The following is a 16,457-nucleotide window of genomic DNA, read 5'->3' on the forward strand; positions in this document are numbered from 1 at the left end:
CCTTCACTGCCCGGGCGCCGCACGGGGCCGCCACAGGCGCGGCACCAGCAGGTACCACGCAAACCCGATGCACTGCAAGCCCAGCAGCACGCCGAAGGCCGCGCGGAATGCCGCGGGCAGCGGCAGCCCGGTGTCGCGGAAGGCGTCGATCCCCACGCCCAGGCCCCACTGGATCAGGAAGCTGCCGCCAAACACCACGAGGTTGTAGGTCGTGTTGGCGCGGCCGGCCATGTCCTCGGGAAAGGCCTGGCTCAGCGTGCTAAGGATCAGCGACAGGCAGCTGGCGCTGAGCGCCAGCAACGGCCACAGCAGCCACGCCGACGCAGGCGTGGCGAGCGCGATCCCGGCCTGCAGCACGAGCGCCAGCGCGCCGCCCGCCATCACCAGGCGCGAGGTCTCCGGCACGGTGCGGGCCATGCGCGGGGCGAGCCAGGAGAGGATCAGATAGCCTCCCAGCAGCGCCAGATTGAACACGAACAGGATCTGCGCGGTGGCAACGGCGCCGAAGCCGAGCACGTCGCGCATCCAAGGGCCGGCCCATAGGGTGTGCAGCGCCATGAAGCTGGCCTGATTGAGCAGGCCGAACAACAGCACGCGCACGAAGGCGGGGTGGCGGAACAGCGCGCGATATGCCGCGCCCACACCCACGCCGCCCGTGGTCCGCGCCGCGGACGGCGCCGCCCGCAGGATCCGCCCGGTGCGCCGCTCGACCTTGGCCAGGCCGCGGTACAGGGCCAGCGCCGCGAGGAACAGCAACCCTGCCATGACATAGAACACGCCGCGCCAGCCCAGCCACGGCAGCACGGCCTGCACCGGCAACGTCGTCGACAGCGCGCCAGCGCTGCCGGCCACCAGCATCCACACCGACAACTGGCTCTGCCGCGAGGCCGGATACCAGACGCGATAGGTGGTATAGGCGCCCATCAGGCAGGCCGACACGCCGGCGCCGATCAACGCGCGCCCCAGCCACAGCGTGCTTGCGGACTGCGCGGTGGCGAACACCAGCGCTCCTACGCCGGCCACCACCAACAGCACGGTCTCGACCTTGCGCGCGCCGCGCCGGTCCAGCCACCATCCCAGCGGCACTTGCATGGCGGCGAACGACAGGAAGTACGCCGAGGACAGCAGCCCCAGGTCGGCGTTGCTCAGCCGCAGGTCCGCCATCACGTCGGGGCCGATCACCGCATTGATCGATCGCACCGCGTAGGACAACACGTACGCCGCGGCGAAGCACGCGAACACGCGCGCGCCCTCGCCACGCCTGAGCAGCGCGCGCTGGCCGCGCAGGCTCAGCCCCCGGGACACCGCGCCCGCCCTCAAAACGGATGGAAGCCGGTCAGGAACTGCTCGATCTGCTCGGCCTGCCGATGATCGCGGGCAGCGTCGCCCGCCTCGAGCACCACCACCTGGTAGACGCGCGTACCGGTGCCGACCAGCCGCGCGGTCATCCGCCGCGGCGAATTGTCCTGCGCCGACACCGCGGCCACCCGCAGTTCCACGCCGGGCAGCGGCACGGCAGGCTGGGCGGCTGACATGATGGTCACGGCCCGAGTCTGCACGGGTTCGGTCGCCGCGCCGCCCAGGTTGGCCAGCAGGCCGGCCTGCATCGCCTCGAGCGCCTCCCGGCGCTGCGCGGGATCGTCGGAAGGCAGCGTGACCACGCCGACCGCGAACAGCGTTTCGCCGACGCGGGCGGCCTCCATGGTCATCGGGAGCCGGCGTCCGGCGATGGCGACATCGCGCCCCGCGCTGGTCGGCTTGCCCGGATAGAGCGCGGCATAGGCGCCGTCGCTGGACTGGATGGTGCGCCAGTCGTAGCGCGGCGAGCAAGCCAGCACGCCGGCGAACGCGAGACAGGCGCACGCCAGGCGGGCGGCACGCAGCGGGCGAAAGGAAAGACGGGAGAGCGACATCGGTCGAGGTGGGAGCGGCGCGCCAGGGGGACGGCCCGCGCGGGCGGCCGTGGCAAGGTGCCGGTTGAAACGATAGCCCGACCAGGCGGGCACGGCGCGGCCTTCGCCGCGAGCCGCTATTATCCGGGAAACGGGACGGGCTGCCTGCACGGCGTGCCCAGCCAAGCGCGCCGGCTCCCGCCCCTTGCCATACCGAGATCCCGATGCCCCTTCCAGCGCTCCGCGCCGTGCCATTCATCCATCTCCGCGCGCGTTTCCGGTCGGGCGCGTGCGCCGCCGCGCTGCTCGGGATCGCCGCGATCGCCACGACCGCGCCATGCACCGCTTCGGCCGCGACCGCCGGCGTAGCGCATCTTCCCTCCGTCACCGACCTTGCCGCCGACACCGCGGCGGCGGCCCGCCGCGGCGAGCCGCTGGTGGTGCTGGTAAGCCTGCCCGACTGCAAGTACTGCGACGCGGTGCGGCGCAGCTACCTGTCCCCGCAGGCCGCCGCCGGCGAGATCGTGGCGCGCGAACTGGACATGAGCGCGGCCACGCCGCTGCGCGACGCCGACGGGCGCATGACGACCGCGCGCGACTGGGCCCGGGCGCGCAATGTCCGCGTCGCGCCCACCGTCATGTTCCTGGACGCCCGCGGTCGCCCGGTGGCCGCGCCGCTGCTGGGCATGCAGCCAGACTTCTACGGCGCCTATCTCGAACAGGCGCTGGACCAGGCCCGTGCCGCCATCGCCGCGGCGCGCTGAGCCCGGGGCCGGCGGATCGGGCGCCCGCGCCGATGCGGCGGTAAAATGGCCGCCCAGTCCGTATCGACCGGTTCCGCCGGCCTTCGCCATGACGACCTCCCCGCCTTCCTCTTCCCGTCCCGCGCCCGCGGCGCGCAAGCGCTGGCCGCTCATCGCGGCGCTGCTCGTGGTCGCGCTGCTCGCCTGGTTCGGCTACCGCGCGCTGTCGCCCGCGAAGTCCGCCCCGCCGGCCACGTTCGTGCTGCTGTCGGGCGAGAAGGTCACCACGGCCGACCTGAAGGGCAAGGTCTACATGGTGAACTTCTGGGCCACGAGCTGCGTCACCTGCGTCAAGGAGATGCCCGACATGGTCCGCACCTACGAGCGCTTCAAGGGCCAGGGCATGGAATTCATCGCGGTGGCCATGAGCTACGACCCGCCGATGTACGTGGCGAACTTCACCGAGACGCGCAAGCTGCCGTTCAAGGTCGCCCTGGACTCCCAGGGCTCGGCCGCCAAGGCGTTCGGCGACGTGCAGCTCACCCCCACCACCTTCGTCGTCGACAAGGAAGGACGCATCCTGAAGCGCTATGTGGGCGAGCCGGAATGGGACGCCCTGCACAAGCTGCTGGATGAGGCGCTGGCCAAGACCGTATAACCGGCGACGCGGTCAGCCTCTCAAGGTGCCCTTTGCGGCACCTTTTTTGTTGTCGGCCGGACGCGTCCACCGTTTCGGCTTGCGGTGTGTCGCTGTATGGATATACAGTCGTGTCCAATTTTTTGTTTCCGTGACGCCACCGCCCTGGCGCCCACCGCTTCCCCGCCCCGTGTCCCTGGACCTCGCCCCCGCTCCCACGCTGGAGACCCCGCCCGAGCCGGCGCCCTATCTGGCCAAGCTCAATCCACAGCAGCGCGCCGCCGTCGAGCACGACTGCGCCGATCCGCTGCTGATCATCGCGGGCGCGGGCTCGGGCAAGACCAATACGCTGGCGCACCGGGTCGCGCACCTAGTGCTGGGGGGCGCCGATCCGCGCCGCATCCTGCTGCTGACGTTCTCGCGCCGCGCCGCCGCGGAGATGGGCCGCCGGGTGGAACGGATCGTCGACCAGGCCTTCGGTGCCCAGGGCGGCGCGCAGGCTGGCACCAGACCCGGCATCGGCCGCGCCGCGCTGCACTGGTCCGGCACCTTCCACGCGATCGGCGCGCGGCTGCTGCGCGAATACGCCGAAACGCTGGGACTGTCGCCCGCCTTCACCATCAGCGACCGCGGCGACGCCGCCGACCTGATGCATGTGGTGCGGCACGATCTGGGCCTGTCCACGCAGGCGGCGCGCTTTCCGCGCAAGGAGACCTGCCTGGCCATCTACTCGCGCGTGGTGAACACGCAGGCGCCGCTGGAGGAGGTGCTCAAGCGCCAGTTTCCGCGCTACGCCATGTGGGCGGAGGCGCTGCGCACGCTGTTCGCCGGCTATGTCGAGGCCAAGCAGAAGCAGCAGGTGCTGGACTACGACGACCTGCTGCTGTACTGGGCCCAAGCGCTGACGGAGCCGGCGCTGGCGCAGGACATGGGGGCGCGCTTCGACCATGTACTGGTGGACGAGTACCAGGACACCAACGCGTTGCAGGCTTCCATCCTGCTGGCGCTCAAGCCCGACGGGCGCGGCCTGACGGTGGTGGGCGACGACGCGCAGTCGATCTACGCCTTCCGCGGCGCCAACGTGCGCAACATCCTGGACTTTCCCACGCGGTTCGCGCCGCCCGCGCAGTGCGTCACGCTGTCGCAGAACTACCGCTCCACGCAACCCATCCTGGCCGCCGCGAACGCGGTGATCGGCCTGGCCGCCGAGCGCTTTACCAAGGACCTGTGGTCCGAGCGCGAGTCCGCCGAAAAGCCGGGGGTGGTGGTGGTCAACGACGAGGCCGAGCAGGCCCGCTACGTCGTCGAGCAGATCCTCGCGCGGCGCGAGATGGGGCTGTCGCTGATGTCGCAGGCGGTGCTGTTCCGCGCCGCCGACCACAGCGCCCAGGTCGAGATCGAACTGGTCCGGCGCAACGTGCCGTTCGTGAAGTTCGGCGGACTGAAGTTTCTCGAATCGACCCACGTCAAGGACGTGCTGGCGGTGCTGCGCTGGATGGAGAATCCGCGCGACCGCATGGCGGGTTTCCGCACGCTGCAGCTGCTGCCCGGCATCGGTCCCAAGACCGCGGCGCGCGCGCTGGACGCGGTGCTGATCGCCACCGAGCCGCTGTTCGCGCTCGAGACCTTCGAGGCGCCGCCCGCCGCCGAGGCGGCCTGGCCGGACCTGCTCGCGCTGGCGCGCGTACTGATGGCCCCCGCGGCGCCGTGGCCTTCGGAGTTCGAGCAGGTGGTCGCCTGGTATCAGCCGCATCTGGAGCGCATGCACGACGACGCCGCCGCACGCCAAGCGGACCTGCAGCAACTGGAACGCATCGCCGCCACCTACGGCGCGCGCGAGCGCTTCCTGACCGAGCTGACGCTGGACCCGCCCGACGCCTCCAGCGACGAATCGGGCGTGCCGCTGCGCGACGAGGACTACCTGATCCTGTCGACCATCCATTCGGCCAAGGGCCAGGAATGGAAGGCGGTCTACGTGCTCAACGCGGTCGATGGCTGCATGCCGTCGGACCTGGCCACCGGCACCACCGAGGAGATCGAGGAGGAGCGCCGGCTGATGTATGTCGCGATGACGCGCGCGAAGGACCATCTGGATATCGTCGTGCCGCAGCGCTTCTACGTGATGCAGCAGACCGGCTTCGGCGATCGCCACGTCTATGCCTCGCGCACGCGCTTTCTGCCGAACCGCGTGATGCCGCTGTTCCACAGCCGCGCGTGGCCGCCTCCGCCGCCGCTGGGCGAGCTGCCGGCCAAGGCGCCGTTGCCGGCCGTGGATCTGGCGGGCCGCATGCGCAGTATGTGGAAGTAGCGCGCCGGCAGAGCCGCCCGCTGGCGCCCTCGCCCGCCGCGAGGTGCGCGGCGCGCCACCTCATGCCTGCGCCAGCGCGCCCGCGCCACGCAAAGTCGGCGCGCAATGCCGCCGCACAGGCGCGCAAGCGTCGAATCGGACGCCGGCTCCCCGTATAATTCCGAGCTTCCCTCGGTTCCTATCGGCGCTCCGGCGCGAATGGCGTTCCCTTGCCTTCGCCGCGCCCCATCCAGCATGAGCAGCTACTACCAGCACCACGTCTTCTTCTGCCTGAACCAGCGCGAGGGCGGCGAGTCCTGCTGCGGCAACTACAACGCCGCGGCCATGCAGGAATACGCGAAGAAGCGCTGCAAGCAGCTTGGCATTGCCGGTGGCGAAGGCCGCGTGCGCATCAACAAGGCGGGCTGCCTGAACCGCTGTGAACTCGGTCCGGTGCTGGTGGTCTACCCCGAGGCCGTTTGGTACACCTTCGTCGACGAGCAGGACATCGACGAGATCATCGACAGCCATCTGGTGCGCGGGCAACCGGTCGAACGCCTGATGGTCGACCGCTGATTCCGGCGGGCAGGCGCCGGAGCGCAGGCGAACGCGAGTCCACCGCGTCCGCCGCCGTAGCGCGCTTCCCGCATTGCGCCCGTTTTTTTCCCGTCTTTCCCGTCTTCCTCGTCCTCCTGCCACGATGAACGCGCATACCCAGGTTCTTACCCTTGCCGGCCCGGTCGGCGCCATCGACGTGTCGGTCGATCTGCCGCCGTCGGCGTCCGGCCAATCGCCGCGCGGCCTGGCCCTGGTCGGCCATCCGCATCCGCTGTTCGGCGGCACCAAGGACAACAAGGTCGCGCAGACGCTGGCGCGCGCCATGGTGCAACTGGGCTATGCCACCGTGCGGCCGAACTTCCGGGGCGTGGGCGGGACCGCGGGCGAGCACGACCAGGGCATCGGCGAGCAGGACGACCTGCTCGCCGTGATCGACTGGATGCGCGCGCAGACCGCGTGGTCGTCGCAGGCCGCGACGCTGCCGCTGGCGCTGGCCGGCTTCTCGTTCGGCAGCTTCGTCGTGAGCCAGGTGGCGCGGCGCCTCGCCGAAGCCGGCACGCCGGCCCAGCGGCTGGTGATGGTCGGCGCCGCGACGTCCCGCTGGGACGTGGCGACAGTGCCGGCCGACACCATCGTGATCCACGGCGAGCAGGACGAGACCGTACCGCTCGCGAGCGTGCTCGACTGGGCCCGGCCGCAGGAACTGCCGGTGATCGTGATCCCCGGCGCCGATCATTTCTTTCATCGCAAGCTGCATCTGATCAAGCAGCTTGTCGTCAACGCGTGGGACCGGTGAGCACGGCGCGAGCGCCCCGCACCGATGGCACGCCGCGACAACTCCTCATCATCCCTTCGCGACCTTCTTTTTGTCGGAATCTGAAAATATGCTGAATCCCGCTTCGCCGCTTTTCGTCACGCGCCTGACCGCGCCCGTTGCCCAGGCCGTGGTGGCCAGCGCCGCCGCGCTGGCGCTGCTTGCCGCTCCCGCATCGGTACGGGCGCAAGGCGTGCCGCTGCCGCAGGTCGCCGCCAAGTCGTGGATGCTGTACGACGTGACCAGCGGCCAGGCACTGGGCTCGCAGAACGCGGACCTGCGCATCGAGCCGGCCTCGCTGACCAAGATCATGACGGCATACCTGGCCTTCCAGGCGCTGAAGGAAAACCGGCTGACGCTGGACCAGGCCGTGGTGCCCACCAACCTGGTGCTCAAGGTCAAGAGCGACGAGTCGCGGATGTTCATCGAGCCGAACAAGCCGGTCACCGTGCGCGACCTGCTGCTGGGCCTGATCGTGCAGTCGGGCAACGACGCGGCGCTCGCGCTGGCCGAAGCCGTGGGCGGCTCCGAGGAAGGCTTCGTCGCGATGATGAACCGCGAGGCCCAGCGCTTGGGCATGAAGAACACGCACTATACGAATACCGACGGCATTCCCGACCCGAACCACTACACCACCGCGGTGGACCTGGCGACGCTGACCACGCGCCTGATCAAGGACTTCCCCGAGTACTACGGGATGTACTCGCAAAAGGAGTTCACCTATAACAAGATCAAGCAGCCCAACCGCAACCGACTGCTGTATATCGATGCCACGGTGGACGGTGTCAAGACCGGCCACACCAAGTCGGCCGGCTACTGCCTGATCTCGTCGGCCAAGCGCCCGCTGAGCAATGTGCCCAACGGCTCGCGCCGCCTGATCTCGATCGTGATCGGGACCACCAGCGAACAGGTGCGCACGCAGGAAAGCCTGAAGGTGCTGAACTACGGCTTCCAGTTCTACGACACGCTGCGCCTGTACGACAAGGGCCAGGTGCTGGCCACGCCGGATATCTACAAGGGCAAGAACGACACCGTGAAGATCGGCGTCAAGGACGAGACCTTCGTCACGGTGCCCAAGGGCGTGGCCGGCCGCCTGAAGCCGGTGCTGGAGCGCCAGGAGCTGCTGGTCGCGCCGCTGGCCGCGGGACAGCAGGTCGGCATGGTCAAGCTGATGGACGGCAACACCAAGGTGGCGGAATTCCCGGTAGTGGCGCTGGAGGAAGTGCCCGAGGCGGGCCTGTTCGGGCGCCTGTGGGATACCATCCGCCTGTGGTTCAAGCGCAAGTAAGCGAGGGGAGCAGACATGAGCGCCGATACGCCAGACGGCACCGGGAACGGCAACGAGCAACCCTCGCTGATCGAGTACCCCAGCCACTTTCCCATCAAGGTGATGGGTGCGATGCAGGACGGCTTTGCCGAGGCCATCGTCACGCTGGTCCAGCAGTTCGACCCCGACTTCCACGCGGGCAAGATAGAGATGCGTCCGTCGCGCAATGGCAATTACCTGGGCCTGACCGTGACGGTCTGGGTCACCAGCCGCGAGCAGCTCGACGATCTGTACCGCGCCCTGACCTCGCACCCGATGGTCAAGGTCGTGCTGTAATCCCCGCGGGGCCGCCAAGCCGGCCCCGCTCCCTGCGGGCGGCGATCGCGCCGCCCCTCCTCCTGTCATCATGAACACCCTTACCCTGAAGCCCGGCAAGGAAAAGTCGCTGCTGCGCCGGCACCCGTGGATCTACGCGACAGGCGTCGCGCAGGTGGAAGGCCGCTGCGAGCCCGGCAGCACCGTCACGGTGCGCGCCGCCGACGGACGCTTTCTCGCCAAGGCCGCGTACAGCCCGGAATCGCAAATCCGCGCGCGCGTGTGGACCTTCGACGAGAACGAACCGGTGGACCACGCGATGATCAAGCGCCGCGTCGCCGCGGCCGCCGCGCATCGCCGCCAGTGGGTCGACGGCAGCAACGCGGTGCGGCTGATCTTCGGCGAGGCGGACCGCCTGCCCGGCCTGGTCGTGGACTACTACGGCGAAGGCGCGACGGGCCAGCTCGTGTGCCAGTTCAACGCCGCCGGCGTGGAGCAATGGAAGGCCGCCATCGTGCAGGCCCTGATCAAGGAAACCGGCTGCCCCAACGTCTACGAGCGCTCCGATGCGGCGGTGCGCGAGCGCGAGGGCCTGGCGCTGGTGACCGGCGTGCTGGCTGGCGCCGAGCCCGATCCCGAGCTGTCGGTCACCGAGCACGGCGTGCGCTACTACGTCGACGTCAGGAACGGCCACAAGACCGGCTTCTATGTCGACCAGCGCGACAACCGCAAGCTGGTGGGCGATCTGTCCGCCGGCCGCGAGGTGCTGAACTGCTTCTGCTACACCGGCGGCTTCTCGCTCGCCGCGCTGCGCGGCGGCGCGACCTCGGTGGTTTCGATCGATTCGTCCGGCGAGGCACTCAAGACCGCCGCCGGCAACGTCACGCTCAACGGCTTCGACCCGGAGCGGGCCACCTGGATGGACGCCGACGTGTTCAAGTCGCTGCGCCAGTTCCGCGCCGAAGGACGCCAGTTCGACCTGATCGTGCTGGACCCGCCGAAGTTCGCGCCGTCCTCCCAGCATATCGAGCGCGCCGCGCGGGCCTACAAGGAAATCAACCTGGTGGGCATGCAGCTGCTTCGGCCCGGCGGCCTGCTGTTTACCTATTCGTGCTCCGGCGCGATCAGCATGGAGCTGTTCCAGAAGATCGTCGCGGGCGCGGCCACCGACGCGCGCGTCGACGCGCGCATCCTGCGGCGGCTTTCCGCCGGCGTCGACCACCCGATGCTGGCGGCCTTCCCCGAGGGCGAATACCTGAAGGGACTGTTGCTCGAGAAAGCGTGAAGGGCTGGCCCCGCGCCCTTTCACCGATGCGTCACCACGGCGTCGTCGAACCGTAACAATGGCTCGCTATAGTGCGCTCAGCGGCTGCGGCATTGGCAGGTGCCCACCGCCGATTTATCAGTCTTCGTGGTAATTGCCCCGCTATATCGCGGGGCATTTTTTTGGCGCGCCACGCTCGCCGACCGGCCGGCTCTGGCGAGCGGGCGACACTAGTCATGCCCGACGATGTCATGCAGCGTTTCCGCGCGCAGCACCCGGCTTAACCAGACATCGATCTGCTGCACCGAAGCCGCATCGATCCGTGCGTCGAGCTCCGGGGCCAGGCGACCGAAGCGCTGGCTCAGCAGCTGGCGCAGCGCGGTGGCCTTCCCTTCCTTCAGTCCTTCCTTCAGCCCCTCATCCAGCCCTTCCCGCTTGTAGTTCTGCTTCCACGTTTCGAAACGTTCATGCAACGACATTTGCATCTCCTGTAGATTGCCCGCCGGCGAAAGCGCGAAATAGCCGCCCTCTTTGCGGGACAGTACCGCATGGATGAACTGCACGAAGGTCTGCTTCAGTTCCTCCTTGCCCGCCAGCATCTCGTCGAGCTGGCCAACGAGGTCGACCATCGCCCCGTCGCTTTGCGGGCGCTCGAAGCGGATCACCCACGCCATCAGATTCTGCATGCGCGCCAGGTCCGCGGGCTCGAACTGGTTCTGGTCGATCAGCAGATACGAAAGTCTGGGCTGATATCGGCCGACAGGCCCGGGGATCCTCGGCAGCAGCGCCGCAATATCGGTAGCGGCAGTCCATGGGCGTTCGCCGTTGTACAGCACGATGGGCAGCACCGGAGGCAGCGCTCCACCGCCCTGCGCCACCCTGCCGCGCACCACGTCCTGGTACAGCAGGCCCAGATAGGTCATCACGCGTAGCGCCATGTACCGGTCCACCGTGCTCTGGAACTCGATGAGCAGGTACAGATACACCCACTCCTCGCTGGCCTTCACACGCCAGACGACATCGTTGGCGCGTTCGCGCAGGCAGTCGGTGACGAAGTTGCCCGAGACTTTTTCGAGCGTATCGAAGTCAAGGGTATGCAGCCATGCGTCGGGAATAAAGCCCAGGATCAGATCGCGCACCAGATCCGGGGACGAGAACAGCAATTTGTAGGGGGCATCGAATGCTTTGGTCATGGGAGCGGCCGGAAGTGGCGTGAACGCCGAAGCCGCGAGGATCGGTCGGGAGCGTACGGCGGGATTTCATGGAAGTTGCCGCCCTATCGTTTTGTTACTCGAGTCACGAAAGTGTGTCGGCTGAGACGCCGTTGCGTCGGCGCGCCCCGGTCAAGGCGCCCGTGTTTGCGCCGCGGCCGTTCGAGGGGGGCGGACGACGTCCGACTTGGACGTCCGCATGGAGTGCCCGCTCTACCGAGGCCTCGCCGAAACTCCCTATAATCGGTCGATCGTTCAGAACATCGATGCCCCAGGCATCCGACCGTGGTCCAGGAGACGCCATGCCCGCCGCCAAATTCATTCCGCCCGCCCTGCAAGGGCTGACGCTGCCCGTCATTTCCTCGCCCATGTTCATCGTCAGCTATCCCGAGCTGGTGCTGGCGCAGTGCAAGGCGGGGATCGTCGGCTCCTTTCCCGCGCTGAACGCGCGTCCCGCCGAACTGCTCGCCGACTGGCTGACGCAGATGCAGGAGGAGCTGGCAGGCTTCCAGGCGGCGAATCCGGGCGCCAGGGTGGGGCCGATCGCGGTGAACCAGATCGTGCACGCGTCCAACGTGCGGCTCGAGCAGGACATCCGCGTCTGCGTCGATCACAAGGTGCCGATCTTCATCACCTCGCTGCGCGCGCCGATGAAGGAGATGATCGACGCGGTGCACAGCTACGGTGGCATCGTGCTGCACGACGTGATCAACCTGCGCCATGCGCAGAAGGCGATCGAGGCTGGCGTGGACGGCCTGATCCTGGTGGCCGCGGGCGCCGGTGGCCATGCCGGCACGCTGTCGCCGTTCGCGCTGGTGGGCGAAGTGCGCAAGATCTTCGATGGCCCGATCGCGCTCTCCGGCTCCATCGCCACTGGCGACGCGGTGCTGGCGGCGCAGGCGATGGGCGCCGACTTCGCGTACGTGGGCACGCGTTTCATCGCCTCGCAGGAGGCGCATGCCAGCGAATCGTACAAGCAGTCGATCACCAGCGCGGCCGCGGCGGACATCGTCTACACCAACCTGTTCACCGGCGTGCACGGCAACTACATCCGCGAAAGCATCCTGAACTCCGGCCTGGATCCGGACAATCTGCCGGCGGCCGACAAGAGCAAGATGGATTTCTCCAGCGGCACTTCCAAGGCGAAGGCGTGGAAGGACATCTGGGGCGCGGGCCAGGGCGTGGGCCAGATCCACGATATTCCGACGGCCGGCGAGATCGTCGCGCGCATGAAGGCGGAGTACGATGCGGCCAGGGCGCGGCTGCTGGCCGGCGCCTGAACGCCGCTCTCGCCCAATCACTCACCGCATCGGTTCCCATCATCGACCCGCACCAAGGAAACCCGCTGGACAAGCTGCCCGTGCGCACGGCCCGCCCGCTTCCCCGCAGCCGCCGCGAGCGCGTGCTGCGCGCGGTATGGGCCGCGCTCGGCGTCTTCTTCCTGCTGCTGGGATTCATCGGCATCTTCCTGCCGGTGCTGCCGACCACGCCATTCGTGCTGCTGGCGGCCGCCTGCTTCGCACGCGGGTCGGAGCGCTTCCATGGCTGGCTGATGGCGCATCCCCGCCTGGGGCCGCTGGTGCATGACTGGCATGTCCATCGCAGCATTCCGCTGCGCGCCAAGTGCTTCGCGATCGCCACGATGTGGGTGTCGATGGGCACCACGGCGTGGCTGCTGCGCGGCAAGCCGCTCGCCGCGGTGGCGCTGCTCGCGATAGCCGCCGCCGTCACCGCATGGCTGCTGTGGCTGCCGACGCGCCCCCGCGGCGGCTATCGCGAGCCCGCGGCCGGCGGCGCGCGGGCCGAACGCGGGCCGCGTCAGTCGTAGCTGCGCGCGTCCTCGACGGCGCGGCCGTCCTGCGGCAGCGAGCCCGCCGCCACGAAGCGAACCTCTCCGCGCAGGCGCATCACCTCCCGTACCGAATCCGCGATCGCCTGCTTCAGGCCGTCGTCGTCGCGCGTCGCGTCGCAATGCAGCGTCATCACGTCCGCGCCGACCGCGCCGGTCACGACCAGCCGGGCTGCGCGGATTTCCGGATGGCGCCGTACCACCTCCGCGACCTGTCCCGGATGCACGAACATGCCCTTGACCTTGGTCGCCTGGTCGGCCCTGCCAAGCCAGCCGCGCAGCCGGATATTGGTGCGTCCGCACGGGCTCGGCCGGCTCGCCGATTCCGCCACGATGGCCGACAGGTCGCCGGTGCCGAAGCGGATCAGCGGATAGTCGCCATTGCCCAGCACCGTCACCACGACCTCGCCGATCTCGCCGTCCGGCACCGGTTGCGTGCCGCCGGGCTCGACGATCTCCACCAGCACGCCCTCGTCCACCACCCAGCCGTCGCCGCCATCGGTCTCGTAGGCGATCAGCCCCACATCCGCGGTGCCGTACATCTGGTGCACCTTGACGCCGCGCTCGCCGAACCACGCCCGCAGCGACGGCGGCAGCGCCTCGCCGGAGACCAGCGCCTTGGCCACGGTGCACGACTGGCCCAGTTCGCTCGCCTTCTCCATCAGGATCTTCAGGAACGACGGCGTGCCCGCGTAGGCGGCCGGCCTGAGCATCGCCATGGCCTGCACCTGCGAGTCGGTCTGGCCGACGCCGGCCGGGAAGACGCAGCAGCCCAGCCGGTGGGCGCCCGTCTCCATCATCATGCCGGCCGGTGTGAAGTGGTAGCTGAAGGTGTTGTAGACCAGCTCGCCCGAGCGGAAGCCGGCGGCGAACATGGCGCGCGCGGTGCGCCACCAGTCCGGCCCGTGGCCGTCCGGCTCGTGGATGGGGCCGGGCGACTGGAACACATGGCGCAGCCCGCCGAGCGGCGTCGCGTTGAGGCCGCCCAGCGGGCTCGCGCTTTTCTGCAGCACGCTGACGTCCGCCTTGCGCGTGACCGGCAGCGCGGCCAGCGCCGCGCGCGTGGTCAGCGCGGCCGGATCGACGGCGCCCAGTACGTCTGCGAAGTACGGCGCATGCGCCCGGGCATGCGCGACCTGGCGCGACAGCGCCGCCATCAACGCCTGCTCGCGGTCCTGCGGCGAGCGCGTTTCCAGGGAGTCGAAGTGTTCGGACATGAGCGCGGATGAGTTCGTTGACGTCGGATGTCGGTGGTGGTCGGCACGGTGCTAGGCCAGCCAGCGCTTGCGGCGCCGGTAGCTCTTGACGTCGCGGAAGGACTTGCGGGCGCCGCCGTCGGCATCGTTGGCGGCCACGCCGAGGTAGAACTCCTTGACGTCCTCGTTGGTGCGCAGCGCCTCGGCCTCGCCATCCATCACCACGCGGCCGTTCTCGAGGATGTAGCCGTAGTCGGCGTAGCGCAGCGCCACCATGGTGTTCTGCTCGGCCAGCAGGAAGCTCACGCGCTCGCGCTGGTTCAGGTCGCGCACGATCTCGAAGATTTCCTCGACGATCTGCGGCGCGAGGCCCATCGACGGCTCGTCCAGCAGCACCATGCGGGGACTGGCCATCATGGCCCGGCCGATCGCGCACATCTGCTGCTCGCCGCCCGAGGTATAGCCGGCCTGCGACTTGCGGCGCGTCTTCAGGCGCGGGAAATAGGTGTAGATGCGTTCCAGTTCCTCGCGCGTGGCGGCGCGCGACAGGCCGCGGGTGTAGGCGCCGGTCAGCAGGTTTTCCTCGATGGTCAGGTGGGCGAAGCAGTGCCGGCCCTCCATGACCTGGATCACGCCACGCCTGACCAGGTCGTTGGGCGTGAGCTGGTCCACGCGCTTGCCCTGGTATTCGATCGAGCCCTTGGTCACATCGCCGCGTTCGGCGCGCAGCAGGTTGGAGATGGCCTTCAGCGTGGTGGTCTTGCCCGCGCCGTTGGCGCCCAGCAGCGCGACGATCCTGCCCTCCGGCACATCGAGCGACACGCCCTTGAGCACCAGGATCACGTGGTCGTAGATGACTTCGATATTGTTGACGGATAGCAGGGTCATGGTGGGCTTCTGGTCTATTGGGGGGTGGGGCTCCGGGGACTCTCACCCCCACGCCCGCCCCTTACCCGCTGGCGGGAGAGGGGCGAACACAAAAGGCATCACCCAGCCCGAGGTCTCCCTCTCCCGCAAGCGGGAGAGGGGCCGGCGGTGAGGGGTGACCGCCCGCGGCCGCGACAACACATCAAGACTTCATGCAGGCCGGCGTGATCCCCTTCTCCTTCGCGTACTGGGCGGCATTGGCCTTGAACAGCGGATGGATCAGGCTCTTGTTGCCCTCGATCCAGTCCGACACCACCACCCACTTGGCGCCGTCCCACTGCTGGATCTTCACCTTGCCCGAGCCCTCGTGGTTGTCGCAGCTGGTCTTGATCTCCGGCAGCAGGCCGGTGGCGCCCAGCTGCTGCAGCCGCGCGTTGGTCACGTTCAGGTTCTCGAAGGCCCAGCGCATTTCCTCGCCGCCCATGGGCTTGCCCTTGCCGAACTTGTTCTGCGCCACGCGAATGGCCTCGACCGTGACCACCGCTGCCGACACCCCGCGGTTGTAGAGCACCGAGCCGACTTTGTTGCGGTCCTGCATATTGCCCTTGCCGGCGCCGTAGACGACCTTCTCGATATCGGCGATCACCGGCACGTTCTTGCCGGCGACGTTCCAGGTCGCGCTCATATAGCCCTTGGCCGCGTCGCCCGCGGGCACGGTGTCTTCCTCCGAACCCGCCCACCAGGAACCGATCATCTTGTCGCGCGAGAAGCCCACCTTCTGCGCGGCCTTCAGCGCGGTCTGGTTCATCACGCCCCAGCCCCAGAAGATCACGTAGTCGGGGTTCTCCTGCCGGATCTTGAGCCATTGCGCGCCCTGCTCGTTGCCCGGATGCGCGACGGGAATCTCCACCAGGTTGAACTTGCCCAGCTTTGCCTCCGCCTGCAGCGCGACGATCGGCTCCTTGCCGTAGGCGGAGTCGTGATACAGGTAGACGATCTTCTTGCCGGCGAGCGAGCCGCCGCTCTTGCCGGCCAGGTATCTGGTGATGGCCGACACTTGCATCTGGTAGGTGGTCACCAGCGGGAACGCATACGGGAACACCGAGCCGTCCACCGCATCGGTGCGGCCGTAGCCCATCATCACCAGCGGCACCTTGTCCGCCGTCGTCTTGTCGATCAGCGCGTACGAAATGCCGGTCGACATGGTGTGGTAGGCCGTGCCCTTGGTGGTGCCGTTCTTCGACTTCAGGCGCTCGTAGCACTCCACGCCCTTGGCGTTGTTGTACTCGGTCTCGCACTCCTCCCACGACAGCTTGACGCCGTTGACCCCGCCCTCCTTCAGGTTGACGTAGTTCAGGTAGTCGATGAAGCCGCCGTAGAACGACTGGCCGTTGGCGCCATACGGGCCCACGCGGTAGCTGGGCAACGCGACGAACTGGTCCCCGCTCTGCGCCTGTGCCGGCACCATCGGCGCCAGCAGCGCCGCGGCGATGCCGACCGCGAGGCCGGCGCGCTGCATCTTGCGAATCAGGATGGTCATGACAGTCTCCTTCACCT

General features: G+C 68.6%; 16 protein-coding genes. 10 read left to right on the forward strand and 6 right to left on the reverse strand.

The genetic code is table 11. The annotated features are described in order from the left end of the window. Positions 1-3: 3 nt before the first annotated feature. Positions 4-1,305, reverse strand: coding sequence for an MFS transporter (locus LDO27_RS14165; protein ID WP_224042316.1), 1,302 nt, complete (start codon positions 1,303-1,305; stop codon positions 4-6). Between the two features lie 11 nt (positions 1,306-1,316). Next, on the reverse strand, positions 1,317-1,913 hold the full coding sequence (locus LDO27_RS14170; RefSeq protein WP_222202477.1) for a hypothetical protein: 597 nt from the start codon (positions 1,911-1,913) through the stop codon (positions 1,317-1,319). Positions 1,914-2,116: 203 nt separating this feature from the next. Between LDO27_RS14170 and LDO27_RS14175 the strand changes: the two genes are divergently transcribed. The 8 genes from LDO27_RS14175 to LDO27_RS14210 all read left to right on the forward strand — a co-directional run bounded on the left by LDO27_RS14175 (position 2,117) and on the right by LDO27_RS14210 (position 9,798). Further along, positions 2,117-2,656 carry a thioredoxin fold domain-containing protein gene (locus tag LDO27_RS14175; protein WP_224042317.1) on the forward strand — a complete coding sequence of 180 codons (540 nt, stop codon included), beginning with the start codon at positions 2,117-2,119 and terminating at the stop codon, positions 2,654-2,656. Positions 2,657-2,744: 88 nt separating this feature from the next. Next, a complete protein-coding gene (locus LDO27_RS14180) occupies positions 2,745-3,293 on the forward strand; it encodes a TlpA disulfide reductase family protein (RefSeq protein WP_222202480.1) in 549 nt (182 codons plus the stop codon). A gap of 169 nt (positions 3,294-3,462) precedes the next feature. After that, entirely contained in the window at positions 3,463-5,580 is a 2,118-nt protein-coding gene (locus tag LDO27_RS14185; RefSeq protein ID WP_224042318.1) for an ATP-dependent helicase, read from the forward strand. A gap of 234 nt (positions 5,581-5,814) precedes the next feature. Beyond that, positions 5,815-6,135, forward strand: coding sequence for a (2Fe-2S) ferredoxin domain-containing protein (locus LDO27_RS14190; protein WP_222202482.1), 321 nt, complete (start codon positions 5,815-5,817; stop codon positions 6,133-6,135). A gap of 124 nt (positions 6,136-6,259) precedes the next feature. Next, a complete protein-coding gene (locus tag LDO27_RS14195; protein ID WP_224042320.1) occupies positions 6,260-6,913 on the forward strand; it encodes an alpha/beta hydrolase in 654 nt (217 codons plus the stop codon). Between the two features lie 88 nt (positions 6,914-7,001). Then, positions 7,002-8,219 (forward strand): D-alanyl-D-alanine carboxypeptidase family protein, encoded by a 1,218-nt coding sequence (locus tag LDO27_RS14200; RefSeq protein ID WP_224042321.1) that lies wholly within the window; start codon positions 7,002-7,004, stop codon positions 8,217-8,219. Positions 8,220-8,234: 15 nt separating this feature from the next. Continuing rightward, positions 8,235-8,534 carry a DUF493 family protein gene (locus LDO27_RS14205; RefSeq protein WP_222202485.1) on the forward strand — a complete coding sequence of 100 codons (300 nt, stop codon included), beginning with the start codon at positions 8,235-8,237 and terminating at the stop codon, positions 8,532-8,534. Between the two features lie 70 nt (positions 8,535-8,604). Beyond that, on the forward strand, positions 8,605-9,798 hold the full coding sequence (locus LDO27_RS14210) for a class I SAM-dependent rRNA methyltransferase (RefSeq protein ID WP_224042323.1): 1,194 nt from the start codon (positions 8,605-8,607) through the stop codon (positions 9,796-9,798). Between the two features lie 209 nt (positions 9,799-10,007). Here the strand turns inward: LDO27_RS14210 and LDO27_RS14215 are convergent, their stop codons facing one another. After that, positions 10,008-10,970 (reverse strand): Rpn family recombination-promoting nuclease/putative transposase, encoded by a 963-nt coding sequence (locus tag LDO27_RS14215; RefSeq protein ID WP_224042325.1) that lies wholly within the window; start codon positions 10,968-10,970, stop codon positions 10,008-10,010. Positions 10,971-11,290: 320 nt separating this feature from the next. On the opposite strand from LDO27_RS14215, the gene LDO27_RS14220 reads away from it, so the two are divergent. Further along, complete coding sequence (locus tag LDO27_RS14220) at positions 11,291-12,268, forward strand: NAD(P)H-dependent flavin oxidoreductase (RefSeq protein ID WP_224042326.1); 978 nt, start codon at positions 11,291-11,293, stop codon at positions 12,266-12,268. A gap of 80 nt (positions 12,269-12,348) precedes the next feature. Then, complete coding sequence (locus LDO27_RS14225) at positions 12,349-12,816, forward strand: YbaN family protein (RefSeq protein WP_224042328.1); 468 nt, start codon at positions 12,349-12,351, stop codon at positions 12,814-12,816. Here LDO27_RS14225 and LDO27_RS14230 read toward each other — a convergent pair. From LDO27_RS14230 to LDO27_RS14240, 3 genes are all read right to left on the reverse strand, one after another. Continuing rightward, a complete protein-coding gene (locus tag LDO27_RS14230) occupies positions 12,807-14,054 on the reverse strand; it encodes a phenylacetate--CoA ligase family protein (RefSeq protein ID WP_224042330.1) in 1,248 nt (415 codons plus the stop codon). The genes LDO27_RS14225 and LDO27_RS14230 overlap by 10 nt on opposite strands. 51 nt (positions 14,055-14,105) lie before the next feature. Continuing rightward, entirely contained in the window at positions 14,106-14,921 is an 816-nt protein-coding gene (locus LDO27_RS14235; protein ID WP_222202492.1) for an ABC transporter ATP-binding protein, read from the reverse strand. A 181-nt stretch (positions 14,922-15,102) separates the two neighbouring features. Continuing rightward, on the reverse strand, positions 15,103-16,440 hold the full coding sequence (locus tag LDO27_RS14240) for an ABC transporter substrate-binding protein (RefSeq protein ID WP_222202495.1): 1,338 nt from the start codon (positions 16,438-16,440) through the stop codon (positions 15,103-15,105). Between the last annotated feature and the right edge of the window lie 17 nt (positions 16,441-16,457).

The sequence above is a fragment of the Cupriavidus respiraculi genome (assembly GCF_914271545.1).
GTDB classification, from domain to species: Bacteria; Pseudomonadota; Gammaproteobacteria; order Burkholderiales; family Burkholderiaceae; genus Cupriavidus; species Cupriavidus respiraculi.

What these genes read in the sequence shown, in the direction of transcription:
- LDO27_RS14170 (WP_222202477.1), bottom strand. Translation starts at nt 1,913, where the DNA reads ATGTCGCTCTCCCGTCTTTCCTTTCGCCCGCTGCGTGCCGCCCGCCTG.
- LDO27_RS14210 (WP_224042323.1), top strand. Translation starts at nt 8,605, where the DNA reads ATGAACACCCTTACCCTGAAGCCCGGCAAGGAAAAGTCGCTGCTGCGC.
- LDO27_RS14235 (WP_222202492.1), bottom strand. Translation starts at nt 14,921, where the DNA reads ATGACCCTGCTATCCGTCAACAATATCGAAGTCATCTACGACCACGTG.
- LDO27_RS14175 (WP_224042317.1), top strand. Translation starts at nt 2,117, where the DNA reads ATGCCCCTTCCAGCGCTCCGCGCCGTGCCATTCATCCATCTCCGCGCG.
- LDO27_RS14240 (WP_222202495.1), bottom strand. Translation starts at nt 16,440, where the DNA reads ATGACCATCCTGATTCGCAAGATGCAGCGCGCCGGCCTCGCGGTCGGC.
- LDO27_RS14215 (WP_224042325.1), bottom strand. Translation starts at nt 10,970, where the DNA reads ATGACCAAAGCATTCGATGCCCCCTACAAATTGCTGTTCTCGTCCCCG.
- LDO27_RS14195 (WP_224042320.1), top strand. Translation starts at nt 6,260, where the DNA reads ATGAACGCGCATACCCAGGTTCTTACCCTTGCCGGCCCGGTCGGCGCC.
- LDO27_RS14190 (WP_222202482.1), top strand. Translation starts at nt 5,815, where the DNA reads ATGAGCAGCTACTACCAGCACCACGTCTTCTTCTGCCTGAACCAGCGC.
- LDO27_RS14230 (WP_224042330.1), bottom strand. Translation starts at nt 14,054, where the DNA reads ATGTCCGAACACTTCGACTCCCTGGAAACGCGCTCGCCGCAGGACCGC.
- LDO27_RS14220 (WP_224042326.1), top strand. Translation starts at nt 11,291, where the DNA reads ATGCCCGCCGCCAAATTCATTCCGCCCGCCCTGCAAGGGCTGACGCTG.
- LDO27_RS14200 (WP_224042321.1), top strand. Translation starts at nt 7,002, where the DNA reads ATGCTGAATCCCGCTTCGCCGCTTTTCGTCACGCGCCTGACCGCGCCC.
- LDO27_RS14205 (WP_222202485.1), top strand. Translation starts at nt 8,235, where the DNA reads ATGAGCGCCGATACGCCAGACGGCACCGGGAACGGCAACGAGCAACCC.
- LDO27_RS14180 (WP_222202480.1), top strand. Translation starts at nt 2,745, where the DNA reads ATGACGACCTCCCCGCCTTCCTCTTCCCGTCCCGCGCCCGCGGCGCGC.